Origin of the sequence: Arthrobacter dokdonellae, assembly GCF_003268655.1 — a bacterium.
Lineage (GTDB): Bacteria > Actinomycetota > Actinomycetes > Actinomycetales > Micrococcaceae > Specibacter > Specibacter dokdonellae.
In genome coordinates, this window is sequence record NZ_CP029642.1 from 292,083 (window position 1) to 312,177 (window position 20,095).

General features: G+C 66.5%; 17 protein-coding genes and 1 tRNA gene. 11 read left to right on the top strand and 7 right to left on the bottom strand.

Annotated features, from left to right (window positions below):
- The first annotated feature begins 6 nt into the window (after positions 1-6).
- The 4 genes from DMB86_RS01345 to DMB86_RS01355 all read left to right on the top strand — a co-directional run bounded on the left by DMB86_RS01345 (position 7) and on the right by DMB86_RS01355 (position 2,854).
- Positions 7-1,200, top strand: coding sequence for a cation:proton antiporter (locus DMB86_RS01345; protein ID WP_113716229.1), 1,194 nt, complete (start codon positions 7-9; stop codon positions 1,198-1,200).
- Positions 1,201-1,350: 150 nt separating this feature from the next.
- Positions 1,351-1,421: transfer RNA gene (locus DMB86_RS01350), tRNA-Gly, on the top strand.
- Positions 1,422-1,565: 144 nt separating this feature from the next.
- The gene (locus DMB86_RS21385; protein ID WP_257792225.1) at positions 1,566-1,700 is read left to right on the top strand and encodes a hypothetical protein; all 135 of its coding nucleotides are present in this window, start codon (positions 1,566-1,568) and stop codon (positions 1,698-1,700) included.
- A complete protein-coding gene (locus tag DMB86_RS01355) occupies positions 1,697-2,854 on the top strand; it encodes a N(5)-(carboxyethyl)ornithine synthase (RefSeq protein ID WP_113716230.1) in 1,158 nt (385 codons plus the stop codon). Before DMB86_RS21385 ends, DMB86_RS01355 begins: the two co-directional genes overlap by 4 nt.
- A gap of 63 nt (positions 2,855-2,917) precedes the next feature.
- Here the strand turns inward: DMB86_RS01355 and DMB86_RS01360 are convergent, their stop codons facing one another.
- Positions 2,918-3,328, bottom strand: coding sequence for a VOC family protein (locus DMB86_RS01360; RefSeq protein WP_113716231.1), 411 nt, complete (start codon positions 3,326-3,328; stop codon positions 2,918-2,920).
- Between the two features lie 53 nt (positions 3,329-3,381).
- Between DMB86_RS01360 and DMB86_RS01365 the strand changes: the two genes are divergently transcribed.
- The gene (locus DMB86_RS01365; RefSeq protein ID WP_113716232.1) at positions 3,382-3,819 is read left to right on the top strand and encodes a very short patch repair endonuclease; all 438 of its coding nucleotides are present in this window, start codon (positions 3,382-3,384) and stop codon (positions 3,817-3,819) included.
- Between the two features lie 248 nt (positions 3,820-4,067).
- Here DMB86_RS01365 and DMB86_RS01370 read toward each other — a convergent pair whose 3' ends face one another.
- Positions 4,068-5,114 (bottom strand): fatty acid desaturase family protein, encoded by a 1,047-nt coding sequence (locus tag DMB86_RS01370; protein ID WP_113716233.1) that lies wholly within the window; start codon positions 5,112-5,114, stop codon positions 4,068-4,070.
- A gap of 142 nt (positions 5,115-5,256) precedes the next feature.
- Entirely contained in the window at positions 5,257-6,591 is a 1,335-nt protein-coding gene (locus DMB86_RS01375; protein WP_227878527.1) for an MFS transporter, read from the bottom strand.
- A gap of 144 nt (positions 6,592-6,735) precedes the next feature.
- On the opposite strand from DMB86_RS01375, the gene DMB86_RS01380 reads away from it, so the two are divergent.
- Positions 6,736-7,611: a LysR substrate-binding domain-containing protein gene (locus DMB86_RS01380; protein ID WP_113716235.1), complete on the top strand. Its 876-nt coding sequence runs from the start codon at positions 6,736-6,738 to the stop codon at positions 7,609-7,611.
- Between the two features lie 56 nt (positions 7,612-7,667).
- Positions 7,668-8,078, top strand: a complete 411-nt coding sequence (gene panD, locus DMB86_RS01385; RefSeq protein ID WP_113716236.1) for an aspartate 1-decarboxylase — start codon at positions 7,668-7,670, stop codon at positions 8,076-8,078.
- Between the two features lie 41 nt (positions 8,079-8,119).
- On the opposite strand, the gene DMB86_RS01390 is transcribed toward panD, so the two are convergent.
- Positions 8,120-8,986 (bottom strand): NAD-dependent epimerase/dehydratase family protein, encoded by an 867-nt coding sequence (locus tag DMB86_RS01390; RefSeq protein ID WP_113716237.1) that lies wholly within the window; start codon positions 8,984-8,986, stop codon positions 8,120-8,122.
- 97 nt (positions 8,987-9,083) lie between these two features.
- Between DMB86_RS01390 and DMB86_RS01395 the strand changes: the two genes are divergently transcribed.
- From DMB86_RS01395 to DMB86_RS01410, 4 genes are all read left to right on the top strand, one after another.
- The gene (locus DMB86_RS01395; protein WP_113716238.1) at positions 9,084-10,010 is read left to right on the top strand and encodes an AEC family transporter; all 927 of its coding nucleotides are present in this window, start codon (positions 9,084-9,086) and stop codon (positions 10,008-10,010) included.
- A 169-nt stretch (positions 10,011-10,179) separates the two neighbouring features.
- A complete protein-coding gene (locus DMB86_RS01400; protein ID WP_113719247.1) occupies positions 10,180-11,763 on the top strand; it encodes a helicase HerA-like domain-containing protein in 1,584 nt (527 codons plus the stop codon).
- Between the two features lie 85 nt (positions 11,764-11,848).
- Entirely contained in the window at positions 11,849-12,844 is a 996-nt protein-coding gene (locus tag DMB86_RS01405) for a zinc ribbon domain-containing protein (RefSeq protein WP_227878528.1), read from the top strand.
- 268 nt (positions 12,845-13,112) lie between these two features.
- Positions 13,113-15,188 (top strand): HNH endonuclease signature motif containing protein, encoded by a 2,076-nt coding sequence (locus DMB86_RS01410; protein ID WP_129545441.1) that lies wholly within the window; start codon positions 13,113-13,115, stop codon positions 15,186-15,188.
- A gap of 212 nt (positions 15,189-15,400) precedes the next feature.
- Here the strand turns inward: DMB86_RS01410 and DMB86_RS01415 are convergent, their stop codons facing one another.
- The 3 genes from DMB86_RS01415 to DMB86_RS01425 form a co-directional block, all read right to left on the bottom strand.
- Positions 15,401-17,347: an NHL domain-containing thioredoxin family protein gene (locus tag DMB86_RS01415; RefSeq protein WP_113716240.1), complete on the bottom strand. Its 1,947-nt coding sequence runs from the start codon at positions 17,345-17,347 to the stop codon at positions 15,401-15,403.
- Entirely contained in the window at positions 17,347-19,650 is a 2,304-nt protein-coding gene (locus DMB86_RS01420) for a bifunctional copper resistance protein CopD/cytochrome c oxidase assembly protein (RefSeq protein ID WP_113716241.1), read from the bottom strand. Before DMB86_RS01420 ends, DMB86_RS01415 begins: the two co-directional genes overlap by 1 nt.
- A 145-nt stretch (positions 19,651-19,795) precedes the next feature.
- Entirely contained in the window at positions 19,796-20,083 is a 288-nt protein-coding gene (locus DMB86_RS01425; protein WP_110502511.1) for an HU family DNA-binding protein, read from the bottom strand.
- Between the last annotated feature and the right edge of the window lie 12 nt (positions 20,084-20,095).

Genomic DNA, 20,095 nt, shown 5'->3' on the forward strand with positions numbered 1-20,095 from the left:
TCTGCCGTGGATCCAACCACCCTTTCCCTCATCCAGCTTGGCGTTGTGTTTTTCGCGCTGGGCTTTCTGGGAAGGATGGCCGGACGCATCGGCATGTCACCGGTGCCGCTGTACCTCTTGGGCGGCCTGGCCTTTGGGCACGGTGGGCTCATCGACTTTGGCAGCATTAACGATTTTGCGCACATCGCCAGCGAGATCGGCGTCATCCTGCTGCTGCTCATGCTCGGCCTGGAATATACGGCCCGCGAGCTGGTCACCGGTCTGCGCCAGTCCTGGATGGCAGGCCTGCTGGACCTGGTGCTGAACATGGCGCCGGGCGTGGCCGTGGCGTTCATGCTCGGCTGGGGTCCGGTGGGCGCCCTGGTCATGGCCGGCATCACCTACAGCTCTTCCTCCGGGATCGTTGCCAAGGTGCTGGGCGATCTGGGCCGGCTCGGCAACCGGGAAACGCCCGTGGTGCTGGCCATCCTCGTGATCGAGGACCTGGCCATGGCCGCCTACCTCCCCATCCTGACGGCAGTCCTCGCCGGGGTGTCCTTCCTGGGCGGGTTGACCGCCGTCGGCATTTCCCTGGCCGTCATTACGGCGGTCCTCCTGGGTGCCCTGCGGTACGGGCACATTGTCTCCAACGTCCTGGAAAGTCCGGACCGGGAATCGTTCCTGCTGAAGCTGCTGGGCGCTGCCCTGCTCGTGGCGGGCGTTGCGTCGGCCCTGCAGGTTTCCGCCGCCGTGGGGGCGTTCCTGCTGGGAATCGCCATTTCCGGCGGCACCGCGCAGAACGCCTCCCGGGTGCTCGAACCCCTGCGGGACCTCTTTGCCGCCATGTTCTTTGTGTTGTTCGGCCTGAACACCGATCCCCATTCCATCCCGCCCGTGCTGGGTTTTGCGCTGCTCCTGGCCGTGGTTTCCGCGGCAACGAAGGTGGTCACGGGCTGGTGGGCGGCCCGCCGGCAGGGCATCGCCACCCTGGGGCAGGCGCGTGCCGGTGCCGCGCTCATAGCCCGTGGCGAGTTCTCCATTGTTATTGCCGGGCTGGCCGTGGCCTCCGGCGCCGTGCCGAAGGAATTGGCCGCCCTGGCCACCACCTACGTGCTGATCATGGCCGTGTTCGGGCCCGTGGCCGCCCGCTACGTGGAGCCGCTGGTCCGCCTCTTTCAGGGCAAGAAGGCCGCCGGGAAGGAACCGGAGGTCATCTTTTAGGGTTTGAGGAAGCGCGACGCCGGAACCCGGCTGCCAAGGCGGCCCCCCGTTGCGCCGTGCGGCGGTGTCCGGGAGGTCGGCAAACATCCGCTAGACTTTTGTTCGAAGCACCCCCGCCTCGAAGGAAATCCACGGCGGATGGCAGCTTTTGCGGGCGTAGCTCAATGGTAGAGCGCTAGCTTCCCAAGCTCGATACGCGGGTTCGATTCCCGTCGCCCGCTCTCCCCAGACCGGTGTCCCTGTTGCTCAGAACAGGGGCACTGTTTTCATGTAGCGCAGCTTCCACCCGTCCGAGTCCTCAGCGGGTTCGTGCTGTAAGGTCAGGGCTATGGGACCATCTTCGGTCCCACCTTCAGGGAGCTGACATGGGCGACAAATCACCACGGCAAACCGCGTCAAAGAAATCCAGCAAGTCCATCAAGGAAAAGCGCGCCGACAAGCGGGCCGATGGCGCCGGCTCGGGAATCGCGGACAAACCCACTCCCGCAAAGAAAAAATGACCGCCGCAGGCACCGGGTTGCGGCTCGGCGTCCTGGGGACGTCGCGCAAGCCTGACGAGCGCCGGGCCCCCATCCACCCTGAGCACCTTCTCCGCATCGATGCGGACATCCGGGCCGGCATGGTGGTCGAGGAAGGCTACGGCGCCCAGTTCGGCGTTTCGGACGCCGCCCTGGGCAAACTGGTCGGCGCCGTGGCGCCACGCCAAGACGTGGTGGCAGGCTCCGACGTCGTGCTCTTGCCCAAGCCTCAGGCCTCCGACCTGGCGGAGCTGAGGGACGGCCAGGTGCTGTGGGGGTGGCCACATTGCGTGCAGGACCGCGCCATCACCCAGCTGGCCATTGACAAGAAACTCACCTTGATTGCCTTTGAGGCCATGAACCATTGGGGGTCCGACGGCGGTTTTGGGCTGCATGTTTTCCACAAGAACAACGAGCTTGCCGGGTATTCGTCGATCATGCATTCGCTGGCGCTGATCGGCTCCACCGGTGACTACGGGCGCCGGCTCAAGGCGGTGGTCATTGGCTTCGGCGCCACGGCCCGGGGCGCTGTCACGGCGCTGAGCGCCTTGGGCGTCCACGACGTCCAGGTGCTGACCAGCCGCAGCGTGGCTGCCGTGGCCTCCCCCATCCACTCCGCCGAGATGGTGCAGTTCGATTTCGCCCCGGATCCTCCCCACACCGGCTTCGTCATGCTCGACGACGGCGACGCACCGCTGGCCGCGTTCCTCGCCGAGGCGGACATCGTGGTCAACTGCACGCTGCAGGACCCGAACGCGCCCATGACGTATCTGGCCGAGGACGACCTGGCGGGTTTCCGGCCCGGCAGCCTGATTGTCGATGTCTCCTGCGACGAGGGCATGGGCTTCAGCTGGGCCCGCAGCACCAGCTTTGCCCACCCCGTGTTTACCGTCGGGGACCACGTCAACTACTACGCAGTGGACCACAGCCCCTCCTACCTGTGGAATTCGGCCACCTGGGAAATCAGCGGGGCCGTGCTGCCGTTCCTCGAACCGGTCCTCGCCGGCCCGTCGGCGTGGGAGGGCAATGAGACCATCCGGCGCGCCATTGAAATCCGCGACGGCGTCATCGGCAACCCCGCCATCCTCCAGTTCCAGCGGCGCCAGGCAGGCTACCCGCACCTGCCCCTGGGGTAGGCCGGGCGCTGGGGTGCGCCCAGTACCCTGGGACAGCCCAGCTGGGCCGCGACCAAGCCGGAGTTATCCGGCGGCGGGCAGCGTCGGCTCAAACAGTTCAATCAGGTTGCCGGAGGGGTCTTCCACGAGCACCTGCCGGCCGCCCACCCCATTGACCACCCCGGACCGCAGGACCACCCCGGCCGCTTCCAGCCGTGCCGCCTGCACGGCCACGTCTTCCACCTCGAGGGAGAACCGGTTCCAGCCGCCCGGCGTCGGAAGCGTGCCGTCGGCCAGCGCCCGGCCGCCTCCGCCGGGAGCGCCGCTGGCATCGGTGGCACCGGGCGCGCTGAGCAGCAGCCGCAGGGTCCCGCGGGACAACATGGCAAATCCCGGGGCAGGGTGCATCACCTCCGCAAAACCCAGCTGCCCCACGTAAAACCCGATGGCGGCATCGACATCGTCCACGATGTACCGGATGCTGGCTTGTTCCATGGCGGCACCACTTCCTTTCCTTCCACGATACGCCCGCGCGTAGCATGAGCAGCATGGTTGATTCATTGACCCGGGACCAGCGCCACAGGGTCATGGCGAACATCAAGGGCAAGGACACCAAGCCGGAAATGCTGGTCCGCCGGCTGCTTTTCGGACAGGGCTACCGCTACCGGCTTCATGTAGCGGGGCTGCCGGGCACACCGGACATCGTCTTTAGCGGCCGCCGCAAGGCCATCTTCGTCAACGGATGTTTTTGGCACTCGCATTCATGCCCGAACGGCACCCGCAAACCCCTGACGAACCCTGAATTTTGGGACGCGAAGCGGACCCGGACCGTGGCGCGTGACGCCCAGGCACTCATCCTCCTTGACGAGCTGGGGTGGGGCACCTACACCGTATGGGAATGCCAGCTGAAAGCCCCGGACGATGTGGCCGGTGCCTTGTTCAGCTTTCTGGGACCACCACGGCAGGACAGGCTGCCGGAAAGTTAAATGCGGCGACTTCAGGTGCCAATAACCTTTTGCCCCTAGCCCCGACGGCGTCCACGTCATATGCTCAAGGATATTGCTTCGCTGTACACGTGAAAAGGTGATGTCATTGGGGATGCTCGAAGGGGAAATGGTTCCGGACGAAGGACGGCAGCCGCAAACGGCGCCCGCTATGCGCAGGCCGTGGACGCCGTCGGGATTTTGGCCGCACCAGCGCACCCGTCAGGCACCGGCGGCCACGGACCTTGCGCTCAACGGTATTGGCGCACCAGCGGGCATTCAAACGGATCTACTGCCGTCAGTCCAACCCGATTGAGGTAGGCCACCACCGCCGCGTAGGACTGCAGAAGCGACGTTTCCGTGAACGGAATGCCGTTCCTTTTGCACGCTTGGCGGACCAGTTCATTGCTGCGGCGCAACTCCGGCCGGGCCATGTCCGGGAACAGGTGGTGCTCCACCTGGTGGTTCAACCCGCCCAACAGCGTATCCATGAAAAATCCGCCGCGAATGTTCCTGCTCGTCACCACCTGCCGCGTCAGGAAATCCACCCGGCTGCCCGCCTCCAGAACAGGCATGCCCTTATGGTTCGGGGCGAATGACGCCCCCATGTAGAAACCGAACACGGCCATCTGCACGCCCACGAACGCCAGCGCCATGTCCCAGGGCAGCATCATCAGGAGCACGGCGAGCAGGGCGCCAAACCGCAGCACCAGCAGGCTGATCTCCACGTAGCGGTACCGCACGCCGCGGCGGCCCAGCAGGGTCTTGAGTGAGTCCAGGACCAGACTGAAGCCGAGGAACAGGATCACCGGGAACAGCAGCGTGCCCTGGTGCCGGGTGAACACGGCGGCCAGGCCGTGCTTGGTTGCCGCGCCCTCCTCGTGGAACGCTATGACGCCCGTGTGGATGTCCGGGTCCTTGCCCTTCGTGTTGGGGTTTTGGTGGTGGGCGGTATGTTTTTTCACCCACATCGCATAGCTCATGCCGACCAGCAGCGGGCCCATGATCCGTGCGGACCAGTCGTTCACACGCCCGGAGGCAAAGATCTGGTGGTGTGCGGCCTCATGCGCCAGAAACGCGAACTGGGTGAACAGGATGCCCAACACGGCGGCGATCAGCAGCTGGAACCAGGTCCGGCCCAGCAGGACGAAACCGGTGCCGGCAGCTCCCAGCGCCAGCAGCAGGACAATGAAGAGCGTCACGTAGAACGTACGACGACGGCGCATCAGCCCCGCCGCCCGTACCGACTTCAGCAAGGCGGAGTAAGTTTCAACGACCGGGTTGATGGAGTTTGGCATGATGTGCGCCTCGGATAGCTCTGTAGTACGTTGGGTGGCCTTCCGGGGTCTGGGGCGCCAATTTAAGATTACCTCTCTGCCGGGACAGCGGGAAGGGGTGCGGCGAGACTGATGAAAAGTGCTCGCGAAAAGGGGTGCACGCCTACTGGATCGCCCGGGGGGCAATATACAGCGGCGCCCTCAGGCTGCGCAGGTTGACCTTGAGCGTCAACTGCCCGCGCCGCGCCAGGACGGCTCCGATGGTGGCTGCAGCCAGGGCGGGCATGGCCCCGGCGATCAGCATGGCCGACTCGACGCTCAGGTGTTCGGCGAGCCACCCCATGAGCGGGCCGCCCAGCGCCTGTCCGCCGATGAGGACCATGATGTACAGGCTCATGACCCGGCCGCGCACCAGCACGTTGGTCGACATCTGCACCAGCTGGTTGGCATTGGTCAGAAACATCAACGAGGCGAAGCCGGCCACCACCATCACCATGCCAAAGGTGACCATGTTTGGTGACAGTGAGGCGACCATGAGCACCACGCCGTAGGCGCCGGCCGCGGACATGACCGTGCGCAGCCGAAGGACGGCAATCCGGGTCGAGGTGAGGGCGCCGGCCAGCGCGCCCAGCGCAACGAGGGTGTTGAGCAGCCCGTAACCCCCGGGGCCGGCGTGGAACACATTGTTGGCGTAGGCCGCCATGAGCACGGCCAGGCTCAGGCCAAAGACGGCGAAGAACCCTGCCATGACGGCCGGCCAGAAGATGGTGGGCTTGGCGAGGGCGTAGCGGACGCCTTCCATCAGCTGACCCCTGGAGCGCTTGACCGGGGCCATCTTGACGAGTTCCTGCGGGCGGATAAAGATCAGCGAACAGACGGTGATGCAGCATGCCACGGCGTTGGCGGCGAATGCCCAGCCGCCCCCCACCGCCGTGATGAGAATGCCGCTGACGGCCGGGCCGATCATCCCGCCCATTTGGAAGATGGAGGAGTTCAGGCTGATGGCATTGCGCAGCTGGCGGGGGCCGACAAGTTCATTGACAAAGACCTGACGGGCGGGCTGGTCCGCCACCACCACCAGGCCCAACACGAAAGCGATCACGTAAATGTGCCATACCTGCAGGTGCCCGGTCAGGGCAAGGACGGCCATCATGGCGGCGAGGACGCCGGCCGAACCCTGGCTGATCATGAGGATCAACCGCTTCGAGTACCTGTCGGCCAGGATTCCGCCCAACGGCATGAGGACCAGGGAGGGGATGAACTGCATGAAGACGGTGATGCCCACGGCCGTGACGGAGCCGGAGAGTTCCAGCACCATCCAGTCCTGTGCCACACGCTGCATCCACACCGCGATGACGGCGAGCAGGTTCGCGGAGGCAAATACGCGGTAGTTGCGGATCTTGAGCGAGGAGAAGGTCTGGCTCCACGGCGGACGCGTGGCGACGAGGTTGATGGGCGCTGTCAGGGCAGAATTCAGGGTTGCTGGGGGCGGCGTCAAGGCGGAGGTCCGTAAGGTGTGAGGGGCGGGTGTGGGAGGGGAGGAATTTTGGCTCCCTTTAAGCCTAGGCAGCACGGGCTCATACCGAAAGGGTATGGTGATTATAAGTAGCATTACAGATCGTAATGATGAGGCAGGCACTAAATGCATGACACACCCACGTTCGACCCGGTGCAGCTGAAGAGCTTTCTGGCAGTCGCCGAAACCCGGAACTTCACCCGGGCCGCAGAACGTCTGGGCATCAGCCAGCCGACGGTCAGCCAGCACGTCCGTAAGTTGGAGCAGGCGGCCAAGCGCGTACTGGTGGCCCGGGACACCCGCGATGTGCGCCTGACGGACAACGGCGATGCGATGGCCGGCTTCGCCCGCACCATCCTGGCCGCGAACGACGCCGCCACGCGCTACTTTTCCGGCGCGGCCATGCGGGGGCGGCTGCGCTTCGGCACGGCGGACGATCTCGCCATCACCGGCCTTCCCCGCATCCTTCGCGAGTTCCGACAGCTGTATCCACAGATCAACCTGGAGCTCACCGTCAGCCAAAGCGACCAACTGCACCGGCGGCTGAAGGCCGGCCAGTTGGATCTGGTATTCGTGAAGTGGGTGTCCGGTGCCCAGGAAGGCGAGGTGGTCAAGCAGGACACGTTCGCCTGGGTCGGGCTGGAACAAACAGTCCTGGAGCCCGGCTCTCCCGTCCCGGTCATCGTGTACCCTGCGCCCAGCCTGAGCCGCCGGTTGGCATTGGACGCGCTGGAGTACGCCGGGCGGACGTGGCGGATCACCTGTTCCACGAAGCAAATCAGCGGCGTGCTGGCGGCGCTAAGGGCCGGCATCGGCATCGCGGTCATGCCGACGTCGCTGGTCCCGGACGATCTCAAGGTCATCACCAAGCGCTTCGACCTGCCGCCCGTGGGTGACGTCGACTTCACGCTGATCCGCAACCCGCTCGCCAACACCGAGGTGGTGGATGCGCTGACGCAGGCCATCATGGGGCGCAAGCTCACCCCCCTCAGCCGGCGATAGGTGCGTAAGCAGTCTCACAGACCACGCTTGCACCACCACGGTAGACTGGTGGCGTTATGAACCGAACCATGTTTAAGTCCAAGATCCACCGTGCCACGGTGACCCACGCCGACCTGCACTACGTAGGCTCCGTCACCGTTGATGCGGATCTGCTGGACGCCGCGGACATCCTGCCCGGCGAGCTGGTCTCCATTGTGGACATCACCAACGGCGCCCGCCTGGAAACGTACACCATTGCGGGCGAGCGCGGCTCGGGCGTCATCGGCATCAACGGTGCCGCCGCACACCTGGTCAACGTGGATGACCTGGTCATCATGATCACCTACGCCCAAATGAGCGACGCCGAGGCCCGCGACTACGTGCCCACCGTGGTCCACGTGGACGCCGGGAACAAGATCGTGAAGCTGGGCACCGACCCGGCCGAGGCCGTCACCGAAGGCCTGCTCCGCCCCGCCTTCGCACGCTAATACTCGTTGGCCGCGCTTGTCCTGGATTTCAACAGGCTCAATCACCGGCTGTCGCGCCACGAGTGCGCGGGCGCGTAGCCGATCACCCGGCGCGCCGCGTCGATCGACAACAGCGTTTCGTGCCCTTGGACCTCGCGCCGCCGCTCCAGTTCCGGGAAGAATTCGTCCAGCAGCTCAGCGGACGGGCGATCCATGACGGTGTCCGCGGCAGCAATGATCAGGTTTTCGCTCCCGCTGCTGTCGGCTTCGACGGCGTTGCGGCAGGCGGCACCGACGTCACGGGCGTCCACGTAGCCCCACAGGTTCCAGGCCCGGGACATGGGATCGGCCCAGAATCCGGGGACCCGCGCATAGTCATCCTCGGTGAAGATGTTGGTCAGGCGCAGGCCCACAAACGGGATCCCGGACCACGCCGCAAACTGGGCCGCAGCGGCCTCACTCAGCACCTTCGAGAGCGCATACGTTGAGGAAGGGTGGGGGAAATGGGCCTCGTCGACGGGCGCATAGCGCAGGGTCCCGCCGTCGTCCGCGAACGGCAGGCCCAGCGTGGTCTCACTCGACGCCCACACCACGCGGGCCAGCCCCAGCGCCTGTGCGGCCAGGAACACGTTGTGGTTCATGGCGGTGTTGCGGTTGAGGGTCTCGGCCGGCGGGAACATGCCCGGCTCGGGAATGTTGGCCAGATGGACGACGGCGTCCGCGCCGGTCAGTGCCTGCAGCGCCTGACCGTAGTCGGTCAGGTCGGCACGCATCGTGGGAGCGCCCAGATCCGAGTTGCGGCCCACCGGCCCGGCAATGTCGCAGGCCAGGACGTTGTATCCATGCGCCAGAAAGTCAGCGACCGCCGCGCGACCGGCCTTGCCGTGGGCACCTGTGACGGCGACGGTCTTGCGGGGAAGGACACTCATGACGACTCCTTGTGGCGTGGGTGATGTGCTGTGGATGCGCCCTTTCAGCTTAGGCTTGGGAGGTGCCGAACGTGAATGACCGCTGCCAACCGCGGCCGTGCTAGCCGTCGTCGAGGGGTTTTCGGTCGTTTGGCTCATCATCCTGGTGGGCTGGTTTGTCGGCCGGCGCAACGTGTTGGGCGACAATGCAGCCCAGGTCCTGAGCCGGCTTTCCTTCTTTGTGGCGAGCCCGGCCCTGCTGCTCGAGACACTGTCCCAGGCGGATCTCAAGCAGGTCTTCTCCGAACCGCTGCTCGTGGCCGCAGCCAGCGCAGTGTTCACCGGCATGCTCTTCCTGCTCATATCCAGGTTTTGGCTCAAACGATCCCTCAGCGAGGCCCTCGTCTCGGCGATGTCCTCCTCCATTGTCAACGCGGCCAACCTGGGCATCCCGATCGCGGCCTACGTGTTGGGCGATGCGGCACTCATCGCGCCGGTGCTGATCTTCCAGCTCGCGTTCTACACGCCGTGCTATCTGCTGGTGCTGGACGCCACCACCAGCGGACACCGGGCAACGCCGGGTCGGGTCTTCCTGCAGATCTTCCGCAATCCGATGATCCTCGGCACGCTTGTCGGGTTGTTGCTGGCCGCCACGGGCTGGAAGCTGCCTTCCCTGGTGGCCGAGCCCGTGCAGCTGATAGGCGGCGCCGCCATACCTGCCATCCTCATCGCGTTTGGCATGTCCCTGGGCAGCAGCAGGCCATTGGCGGCCGCCGACGGCCGGCGCACGGACACACTTCTGTCCACCGGCTTCAAGCTGGTGCTGCACCCGGCGGTGGCATTCGCGCTGGGACACTGGGTGCTGGGCATGTCCGGGGCCGCCCTTTTTGCCGTGGTGGTGGCTGCGGCCCTGCCCTCGGCCCAAAACGTGTACGTGGTCGCGCAGCGGTACCTCGTGGGACTGACCATCGCCAAGGACACCGTCCTGGCAACGACCGTCCTGGCGATACCGGCGATGTTTGCCGTGGCCGTGCTTTTGGGCTGACAGGAGGCCCCCGCACTTTGAAGCTGCGCACCGTCAGCCCCTAACGCTGCGCCGCTTGCCAAGTGGCGCAGCGTTGGCCTCCAACGATGCGCCACTTCACGGCCTTGGCGCCGCAGACATCCCCGCATGGATGCCAGACGCCGAATGTGACGCAGGGTACGCTTTTGCCATGGCTACCAAATCCGCGGCAGAGACCGTCGCGACCTTTCAGGCAGGCTACACGTTCAGTGGTTCGTCCATCGCGCTGGGTGCGGCGCTCGTGGACGGGCAGGTCCACCCCGAAGCCCAGGTCAGCCTGCCACTGGCCATGCTGAACCGGCACGGCCTGGTGGCTGGCGCCACGGGCACGGGCAAGACGGTCACGTTGCACATGATGGCAGAGCAGCTTTCCACGGCCGGCGTCCCCGTGTTCATGGCGGACATCAAGGGTGACCTGACCGGCCTAGCCACCGCGGCCCCAGGCAGCGACAAGCTGACGGCGCGCACGCAGGCCATCGGCCAGCAGTGGGAGTCGAAGGCGTTTCCGGTGGAGTTCCTGGCCCTGGGCGGTGCCGGCAACGGCGTGCCGGTCCGGGCCACCGTCACCAGCTTCGGCCCCATTCTGCTTTCCCGCGTCCTGGGCCTGAACGAAACGCAGGAATCCAGCCTCCAGCTCGTCTTCCACTACGCGGATACCAAAGGCCTGGAGCTCTACGACCTGAAGGACCTGCGCGCCGTCATCCAGTTCCTCACCTCCGACGAGGGCAAGGCGGACCTGGCGGAGCTGGGAGGGCTGTCCAAGGCGACGGCCGGCGTCATCCTGCGCAACCTCATCACCCTGGACGCCCAGGGCATGGGCGGGTTCTTCGGCATGCCGGAATTCGATACCGCCGAACTGCTGCGCACAGCCCCGGACGGCCGCGGCGTCATCACCTGCCTGGAACTGCCCAGCGTGCAGGACAAGCCGCTGCTGTTCTCCACTTTCCTCATGTGGCTGCTCGCCGACCTGTTCCGCGACCTCCCCGAGGTGGGCGACGCCGACAAGCCCAAGCTGGTGTTCTTCTTCGACGAGGCCCACCTTCTGTTCACCGGTGCCAGCAAGGCCTTCCTGAACGCCATCACCCAAACCGTGCGCTTGATCCGCTCTAAGGGCGTGGGCATTTTCTTCGTTACCCAGACCCCCAAGGACGTCCCCGGCGACGTCCTTGCCCAGCTGGCCAACCGTATCCAGCACGCCCTGCGCGCCTTCACCCCGGACGACGCCAAGGCTCTCAAAGCCACGGTTTCCACGTTCCCTGTCAGCAGCTACGACCTCGAGGAAGTCCTCACCTCCGCCGGCATTGGCGAGGCCGTGGTCACGGTCATGAATGAAAACGGCGCCCCGACCCCGGTGGCCCTGACCCGCATGCGCGCGCCCGGCTCCGTCATGGGTCCCAGCCCGGACGGCACCGTCAAGGCCGTCGTCGGCGCCTCCGCCCTGCTGCCCACCTATGGAACTGCCGTGGACCCCGTCTCCGCGTATGAGAAATTGGAATCCCGGGCTGCGTCCCCCGCGACGGGCCCCGCCGTGGGCGCCCCTCTCCCGCCACCGCCCCCCGCCACGCTTTCTGCGCCCAGGAACGACGGCGGCGGCATGGGTGCCGAGGTCCTGGACGCCTTGGGCGGCGCCCTCGGAGGCGGCGTGAAAAGCATGATCCGATCGATGGGATCGCAACTGGGCCGCAACCTCATGCGCGACATGTTCGGCACTGCACCGCGCCGGAGACGGCGGTAACAAGGGCGAAGTCCGCAGGGTCCGGTGTCACATGCCCACAACCGCGCTGCGGCCGATTCCAATGCCCGGAGTCCTAGACGGTACAGTGGACGGCGTGAAGAACGGGGCCAAACTCATCAAGATCGCCGCCGCGTGGCTGCTGATACTGATGCTCGCCATGGCCGCGGCCATTGTCACCATCACCGCGGTGAACAACAATTCCTTTGGACCTGCGCGGACGGTTGAAAATTACTTGGACGCCCTCCGTGCCGGCGACGGCGCTAAGGCGTTGGGACTGCTGCACGGCAGGGTCCCGTCAGCCAACGCAGCCGTTCTGGACGGAGCCGGACTGGCCAAGTCGCAGGAGGACTTGAAGGACGTCACCATTGGCGAGCCCGTTGACGCCGGCAACCACCAGCAACAGGTCACCGTCAGCTACACCATCGACGGCAAGTCGCTGTCGACCCCCTTCAAGCTGGTCCCCGGTCCGAAGCGCTGGCTGTTCTTTGACAGCTGGAGCATCGCGCCCACCACGCTGCCGATCATCGACGTGTCCGTGGTCAACGCCAACCAGGCCTCGGTCAACGGCGTGGACGTGAACATGCCGAACGGAAAGAACGCTTTTGCCGTGTTTTACCCGGGCAGCTACGAGGCCGAATACAAGTCACCGTTGTTCGCCGCCCCCGCCGTCAAACGCAGCGTGACGGGCCCGGTGGACGCCGTTCCCGCCGTCGCACTTGCCACCGGACCCACCAGCGACCTACTGTCCCAGGTGGGCTCCACTGTCCACAAGTACCTCGACGCGTGTGCCAAGCAGGCGGTGCTCATGCCAGCGAACTGCCCCATGAGCGCGGCTACGGAGAACCGCGTGCTGTCCGCCGTGAAGTGGAGCATCGTGGACTACCCCACCGTGTCCATCACCCCGTATGGCGGCAAGTGGATCATGGCCCCGCTGACGGTCAAGGCCCGGGTCCAGTACAAGGAGCAGGACCTGTTCACCGGCACCGTCGCGCCCTTCCAGCACGTGGAGGACTTCGGCTTTACGGCCAAGCTGGCCATCGAGGGCAATTCGGTCGGCGTCACCCCGGTGGTCAGCTACTAATTCCCGGGTGGATCTCCAGCGCAGCCAGTCGAGTTTGTCCTGGCGGCCGGGGCGGTCGAACCTCAGATGATGAGCCTCGAAACCGTTGGGTGGGCTGGTCGTATTCCGTGGTTGAGCCGGCTGCTTGCGGTGATCCGGCGTGTTCCCGCCGTCTCCGGGACGGACCGATGGTGTCGTTGCTTCCTCCACAGGCAGGGCTGCACTCCAAATAGCACACATGTTCTAATGATCATTATTTTTGTCAGTGGTACCCGTTAGAGTTGCGGGTATGGAAGCAATGGCGGGGAGGCCGGGCAATCCCGGTTCCACACAGGACGGCAGGGACGCCGGCGGGCATGTCCGCCGGCTGATCGCCCTTGCCGAGGCCCTGACCCGCTCCGCGGCGGCGGCTTCCACGGCCGCCACCCCCGGCCCGGGCACTGCGGGAGCCAGCCCGGCCATCACCGGTGGCCCGGCCATCTCCGGCCCGGGCGTTGCGGGAGCCGGCCCGGCCACCTTCGCTGCGGCCGGGTCCGGGCACGTGGCCGCGCCCGCTGCCGGGCCGGCCGCCGGGCCGGCCTCCGGGCCCGGGTCCGGCGCAGCGGCGCCCGGGGCGTGCGCGCCGGTTGACGGTCGGCGCCTCACGGCCCCGCTGGGCATGGACATGGGGTCCCTCAGCGACGCCCAGGCCGTGTCCTGGGCGCAGGAACTGGAGCACCTGGGCGCCTTCCTGGCCGCTTTGCAGGTCCAGGCCGCCGGGGACCTGGCCGGGCGGGTGCGCGCGGGACGCTTTGACGGGGTCAAGCTCCCCACGGACCTTTTCGGCACCAGCCTGAAGCTGGGCCGCAGCGAAGCGGGGCGGCGGCTGCGCCTGGCCGGGAAGTTCCTGCCCGCCACCGACGAACTGACCCTGGCCACCACCCCCGCCGCGCAACCAGTGGCAGCGGCAGCCTTCTTCGCCGGCGAACTCTCCCTTGAGCGGGCACTGACCGTTTCGCGCTACACCGAGGAAGCCCGCCACCTCGCCGACGGCGGCCGGATCCCCGCCCAGACCGCCAGCGAGGTCGAGGAAACCCTGACCGGCTACGCCCGCGCCATGGACCCCGACTCCCTCGCCCGGGTCGGACTCCGGGTGGTGAACGTGCTCGATCCCGACGGCCAGCAACCCACCGAGGGAGAACTGCTGGCCAAACAGGGCATCACCTTCCGCCAGCCACGCCGCGGCCTGGTCCACTTTGAAGGCTGGGCCACCGTGCCCCAATACGAGACCTGGATGGCAGGCATCGGATCCGCCGCCAACCCCCGCCAACACACCGACCCCGGCGCGGACCCCGCATCCGGCAACGGCGGCACCTTCGAATCCACCCGGGCTGGGGATGACGTGATGCCCGGGCAAATGCTCCTGGACGGCCTCCTCACCCCCAGCGAAAAGCCTGAAGTCCAGGACACCCGGGACAACCAGGACAACCAGGACAACCAGGACACCCAGGACGGCCGGGACAGCCGGGACGGATGCGGCGGCGAAGGCGGGGAAAACCCGGGCGGCGCAGCCTCCCCGTGGCCACCGGCAGGCCAGGGCCCGGCCCCGGACTGGGCCCAGGAACCCGGCAGTGCAACCGGCGGTGCAACCAACGCGGACAATGAAACCGCGGCGCCGTGGCCACACCTGGTCAACGGCATCCAGGTGCCCGAGCCCGGCTCCGATGAGGAACTTCCCGAACTGGACCCGATCGACCCCGCCTGCACCAATCCCGTCGTGGCAGATAGGCGCACCCGCGCCCAAAAACTCCTCGACGGCACCATCGACGGCATCAAGCTCGCCGCCCGCACCGGCAGGCTGCCCATGAACGGCGGCCTGAAACCCCAACTGTTCATCTCCACCACCGAAACCGACCTCCAACGCCGCACCCGGTGCGGACAACCCGGCGGCATCGCCTTCCTGCCCTACAGCGGACCCCAGCCCCTGGCCCTCTTCACCACAGAACTCTGCGACGCCGACGTGACCACCATGATCCTGGGCAACGGCCAGGACATCCTCAACGTCGGCCGCACCCAACGCCTCTTCACCGCCGCACAACGCAAAATCCTCATCGCCCGCGACAAGGGCTGCACCTTCCCCCACTGCCGAAGAACAGCCATGACCACCGACGCCCACCACATCGTGCCCTGGGCCGACGGCGGCGAGACCAACATCTCCAATGCCGCCTTGCTCTGTACCCTGCACCACCACGCGGTCCACGACGGCTCCTGGAGCGTCGAACTCATCAACGGCACACCCTGGTTCACCCCCAGCTACAAGATCGACCCCACACGAACCAAACTCCGCAACCCCTACCACCACGGCCTCCCCACCACCGGAAGCTGACCACCACCGTTCAAACCCTGCCTGCGCCCCGGGCACCGGGACCCAGGTGCCGCGACTAGAAGCAGCAGACTAGGACGACCAGCGCAAAGAGGCCGCGACCAGCACGGCAAGAAGCAGCGGACCTTACGACCCCGGCCAGCCCGTGTGCCTACACCGTGGATACTGGAACGGCTGGGTTCCGTTGCCGGAGTCTCGTCCGGCGCAGGGGGAGATCAGTCCATTCCGCGCAGGTCCAGGACCAGCTCGCTGGCACCGTCCGCGGAGAGCAGCACCGGGATACCCCAGTCCTGCTGGTACAGGTGGCAGGCGGCGTGGTCCGGGATCTCACCGCTGGCATCCTCCGGGCCGTCACAGGCTGCGGCGCGCGCGGTCAGGTGCAGGACACCCTCGGGGACGTCAGGGGATAGAACCAGCGTGCGAGAGAGGCCCACGGACGTGCCAGCGCCGGAGACCAGCAGTTCCGGCGGCGTGGAGGAGACCTTCAACTGCGTGGGATCGCCCCAGCGGTCGTCCAACTTCTGCCCGGTCGGGGCCGAGAAGCGTACCGCGAGGGCCAGCTCACCGCTGGCCACAGGGGTCCTCGGGCGCTGGGTCTGCACAGATCCCTCATCAACCTGCAGGGCGTTCTTGGGCAGCGGCAGGCGGATCAGCTGGTGCCGGTTGGCCTCCACGACCATCAGCAGCGGGACCTCGCCGGACTCGTCCAGCAGCACGTCACTGGGCTCGGCCAGTCCGCGCGCCAGCGTGCTGACCTGCCTGGTCGCGGGGTCGTAACGCCGCACGGCACCGTTATAGGTATCCGCCACTGCAACGGATCCATCCGGGAGCACCGCGACGCCAAGCGGGTGCTGCAGACGAGCCTGGGCAGCGTCGCCATCTCGGAAGCCAAAGTCGAAGAGGCCCTCGCCGATGGCAGTCTCCACGGTCACCTTTCGCCCACCCGGCCCCGCCGCGTCGCCAAACTTGAGAACGCGCAGCGCCGAGGTTTCGGAGTCGGCCACCCAGATGTTGCCCTTGGCGTCCTCGGTCAGGCCGGAGGGCTGGGCAAACCAGGCCTGGTCGGCCGCACCGTCCAGCAGGCCCTCGAGCCCGTTGCCGGCCACAATCGTCACGTTGCCGCTGGCCGGTTCAAAACCAAAGATCTGGTGCGTGCCTGCCATGGCCACCACGACGGTCTCCAGCACCGAGGAATAGGCAACGTCCCACGGCGAGGACAGCGCGATCTCGAGGGGCACGGTGCCGAGTTCGGTCGCGGAGGCGGTGGCGCCGTCGTCGTCCACGCGGGCCGGACCCGCCTCCAGCAGGCGCTGCACGCCGTTGCCAGCCACGGTGCGCACCTGCCCGGTGGCGAGCGTGATGCCGCGCAGGCGGTGGTTCACCGAGTCAGCCACGACGACGTCGTACCCCACTTGGGCGGCAAGGCTGGCCGGCAGGAGCGCCAGGCCCTGGGGTTCGTTGAACTCGGCCCGTTCCGCTGGACCGTCGCTGTGGCCCTTCGTTCCGGCGCCGATGGTGCGGATGACGGTGGCCAGGTCCGGGCCCATCTCCACGAGGCGGTGGTGGCCGGTGTCCGCGACAAGGAAGTTCCCGTCCGCCAGCGGCAGCACCTTGCCGGGGAAGCGGAGGTCGCGGGAGACGGGCTCGGGGGCCACGTACGGGCCGTCACCGCGGTGCAGCGTTCCCTTGGCCTCATGCTCGGCAATGAGTTCGGGGATGAAGGACGCCAGGCCGGCCGCGTGGCCCTCGCCGGAGAGGTGGGCCACGATGTAGCCCTCGGGATCCACCACCACCAAGGTAGGCCAGGCGCGCGCGGAATATGCCTGCCAAGTGATGAGGTCGGGGTCGTCCAGGACGGGGTGGGTGATGTCGTAACGCTCCACGGCGGCGGCGAGGGCCACAGGGTCGGCCTCGTGTTCAAACTTGGGCGAATGCACACCCACCGTGACCAGCACGTCCTTGTACTCCTGCTCCAGGGGGCGCAACTCGTCCAGCACGTGCAGGCAGTTGATGCAGCAGAACGTCCAGAAATCGAGAATCACGATCTTGCCGCGCAGCTTTTCCAGGTTCAGCTCGGCGCCGCCGGTGTTCAGCCAGCCGCGGCCTTCCAGCTCGGAGGCCCGGATTCGGACGGCGGAGGCGGTGTTCGTTGCGGATTCCACTATTGCTTTTCTCCTTGTGAACCAGATCGTGAACCGGGTGGTGAAGCCGAAGCCGGGGGCGTGTCTGCCTGGCTACCGGTGGACTGTGCCGCGGCAACCGGACTGTTGAGCCGGTGCGGCAGCGGCGGGCCGCTGTGCGTGGAATCCATCGTGGCATCCTGCTGGGCCAGCTGGGCAAACATGTCATTGTAAGCGTTGAGGTCGGCGTAGTTATTCCGAACGGCGGCCCGGTCGTTGCGCTTCGTCTCACGGGCGTCAGACTTCGCCCACATGTAGGCCACGCCCATGGCGATGGCCAGGGTGGGGATCTCCCCCACGCCCCAGGCGATGCCGCCGGCGGTTTGCTGGTCGACCAATGCGGAGTCACCCCAGGGCCGGCCCATGTTGCCGAAGTACTCGCCGGAGAGCAGGTTGGTGGCCATCATCAGCGACACGCCGAAAAAGGCGTGGAAAGCCATGGTCGCCAACAGCAGGAGCAGCCGCATCGGGTACGGGGCCCGGCGCGGGAGAGGGTCGGATCCGATCATGCTCATGATGAAGATGTAGCCGGTCAACGTAAAGTGCACAATCATCAGCTCGTGGCCCACGTGGGAGCGCATGGCCAGGTTGAACAACGGCGAGTAGTAAAAAACGATCAAGCTGCCCGAGAAGTTGGCCGCGGCAACCAGCGGATGGGTGATCAGCTGGGAGTATCGGGAGTGCACCAGCACCAGGATCCATTCGCGGATGCCGCGGCTGCCATCCCGACGCGGCGTCAGTGCCTGCAGGGCCAGCGAAACCGGCGAGCCCATAGCCAGGAACAGCGGCGCTATGACCATCAGCGACATGTGCTCCACCATGTGGGCACTGAATAGCACCTGGCCATAAACTGCAGTGCCGCCGGAGGTGATGTACACCAGCGACACCAACCCTGCGAACCAGGAGATCGTGGGCAGGACGGACCACTTGTCGCCGCGGCGGCGCAGCTTGAGCAGGCCGGCGAGGTAGGCGGCCGCGGCGGCCGCGGCAAAGGCCACCCACAGCCAGTCCATGCGCCATTCAGTGAACCACCGGGAAAAGGTCAGCTCCGGAGGCAGCGGGTAGTCGGTGAGGATCTGCGCTGGGGTCAACGCGGCCTGCACCAGCTCCCGGGACTGCGGCGGCGCCGAGCGGCTCAGGCCCACGGCGAGTCCGCTGGTGACGCCCATGATCAGCAGTTCGCCAAAGACCAACTGCCACAGCAGGCGCCGGGTGCGTGCCGCCGTCGAACTTTTTTGGCCCCCGGCCAGACGCGGGATGATCCAGGTGCGGTGCATCCAGCCAATGACGCCGAGCAGGATGGTCGCCGCGGACTTGGCCAGAATCAGCTGCCCGTAACTGGAGTAAAAGAGATCGTGCCAGCTGGTGATGCGGATGGACGCGTTCACGATTCCGGACCCGGCCACGCCCGCAAAGGCAAAAATGGCCAGGGCGGAGAAGCGCTGCAAGGTTTGGGCGGTGATGTTGCCCAGCACGCCGGAGACCACCACCAACACAATGATGCCGCCCACCCACAGCGAAACGCCGGTGATGTGCAGGAACAGCGAGTTCACGGCGCCAATGTGGTCAGCGCTGGAGGCGGAGTGGCCAATCAAGGCCTGCGGCACAAAGGACAGCAGCGCAAGCACCAGCGGCACGGCCAACGCGCTGACGTTCCGCAGGCCGAACACGAGTGTGGTGGTGACCGCCGCGCAAATGACCACCATGAGCCAGGCCTGCCCCACGGGCAGCGCCGTCATGTAGAACACCAACTGATTGGTGTAGCCGCTGCTGCCGGACACCGCCAGGCCGGAGATACTCGAGTAGGTCAGCACCAGAACGGCAATGGCCGTCACGGTCCACACCCCGCCGGCCATGGCAGCGAGCGTCATGACACGGGTGAATGCGGGGTGTTCGGGAGCATTGGCGTGCATGGCCGAGTCAATCTTTTGCTTGCCCGTGTGGGGGCGCCGGGCCTTGGCGTCCTTGGGCAGGATGACGATGGCGAAAACCAGCGAGCCGACCACCGTGGCCAGGGCCAGGTTGTGGATGGTGGTTGCCACGGGCAGGCCCCATCGGGTGAATGACCCCGGATCGCCGAGTTGCTGCACACCCGCGGCACCGGTCCACAGGAGCGCGCCGACGACGCCGGCCACCGCGGCTGCGAGTCCAAGCCACCACCACGGCCCGCGCACGCCCGCCGCAAAAGTGCCCTGCGCGCCGCGGTTTGGCGTGGCGGTATCCGGGCGGGGGCTGGTGGCGGGGGCTGATTCTACGGGCGGCACGCTTCCATTGTCTTTCACCATGCCGGGATAGGGCGAATCAGGGACTTCCCAGATTGGACCCCGGCGCAAAGGCCTGACGAGGCACCGGCTTAACCTCCCGAGGCCCGGGCTAAAACCGGAGGCGGCCGGCGTGTGCCAGCCGCCTCCGCGGTGAAGTGTGTGGTGACTACTTCTTGTTGGAGACAGCAGCCTTCAGCTTGGAGCCGGCGGACAGCTTGACGCTGTGGCCTGCCGCAATCTGGATGGTCTCGCCGGTCTGCGGGTTGCGGCCGGTGCGGGCGGCGCGGTCGGTGCGCTCGATGGAGAGCCAGCCCGGGATGGTGATCTTTTCACCGGCGGCAACGGAGCTCTCGAACACCGAGAACAGTGCATCCAGGACACCGTTCACTGCGGTCTGGCTGGTCTCAGCCTTTGCAGCAACTTCAGCTACCAGTTCGCTACGATTCTTAGCCATGTTTGTCCTCCT

Bases quoted from the DNA above. Each gene is read 5' to 3' on its own strand.
- DMB86_RS21385 (WP_257792225.1), top strand. From the start codon at position 1,566: ATGGGCGACAAATCACCACGGCAAACCGCGTCAAAGAAATCCAGCAAG.
- DMB86_RS01355 (WP_113716230.1), top strand. From the start codon at position 1,697: ATGACCGCCGCAGGCACCGGGTTGCGGCTCGGCGTCCTGGGGACGTCG.
- DMB86_RS01360 (WP_113716231.1), bottom strand. From the start codon at position 3,328: ATGGAACAAGCCAGCATCCGGTACATCGTGGACGATGTCGATGCCGCC.
- DMB86_RS01365 (WP_113716232.1), top strand. From the start codon at position 3,382: ATGGTTGATTCATTGACCCGGGACCAGCGCCACAGGGTCATGGCGAAC.
- DMB86_RS01370 (WP_113716233.1), bottom strand. From the start codon at position 5,114: ATGCCAAACTCCATCAACCCGGTCGTTGAAACTTACTCCGCCTTGCTG.
- DMB86_RS01380 (WP_113716235.1), top strand. From the start codon at position 6,736: ATGCATGACACACCCACGTTCGACCCGGTGCAGCTGAAGAGCTTTCTG.
- panD (WP_113716236.1), top strand. From the start codon at position 7,668: ATGAACCGAACCATGTTTAAGTCCAAGATCCACCGTGCCACGGTGACC.
- DMB86_RS01390 (WP_113716237.1), bottom strand. From the start codon at position 8,986: ATGAGTGTCCTTCCCCGCAAGACCGTCGCCGTCACAGGTGCCCACGGC.
- DMB86_RS01400 (WP_113719247.1), top strand. From the start codon at position 10,180: ATGGCTACCAAATCCGCGGCAGAGACCGTCGCGACCTTTCAGGCAGGC.
- DMB86_RS01410 (WP_129545441.1), top strand. From the start codon at position 13,113: ATGGAAGCAATGGCGGGGAGGCCGGGCAATCCCGGTTCCACACAGGAC.
- DMB86_RS01420 (WP_113716241.1), bottom strand. From the start codon at position 19,650: ATGGTGAAAGACAATGGAAGCGTGCCGCCCGTAGAATCAGCCCCCGCC.
- DMB86_RS01425 (WP_110502511.1), bottom strand. From the start codon at position 20,083: ATGGCTAAGAATCGTAGCGAACTGGTAGCTGAAGTTGCTGCAAAGGCT.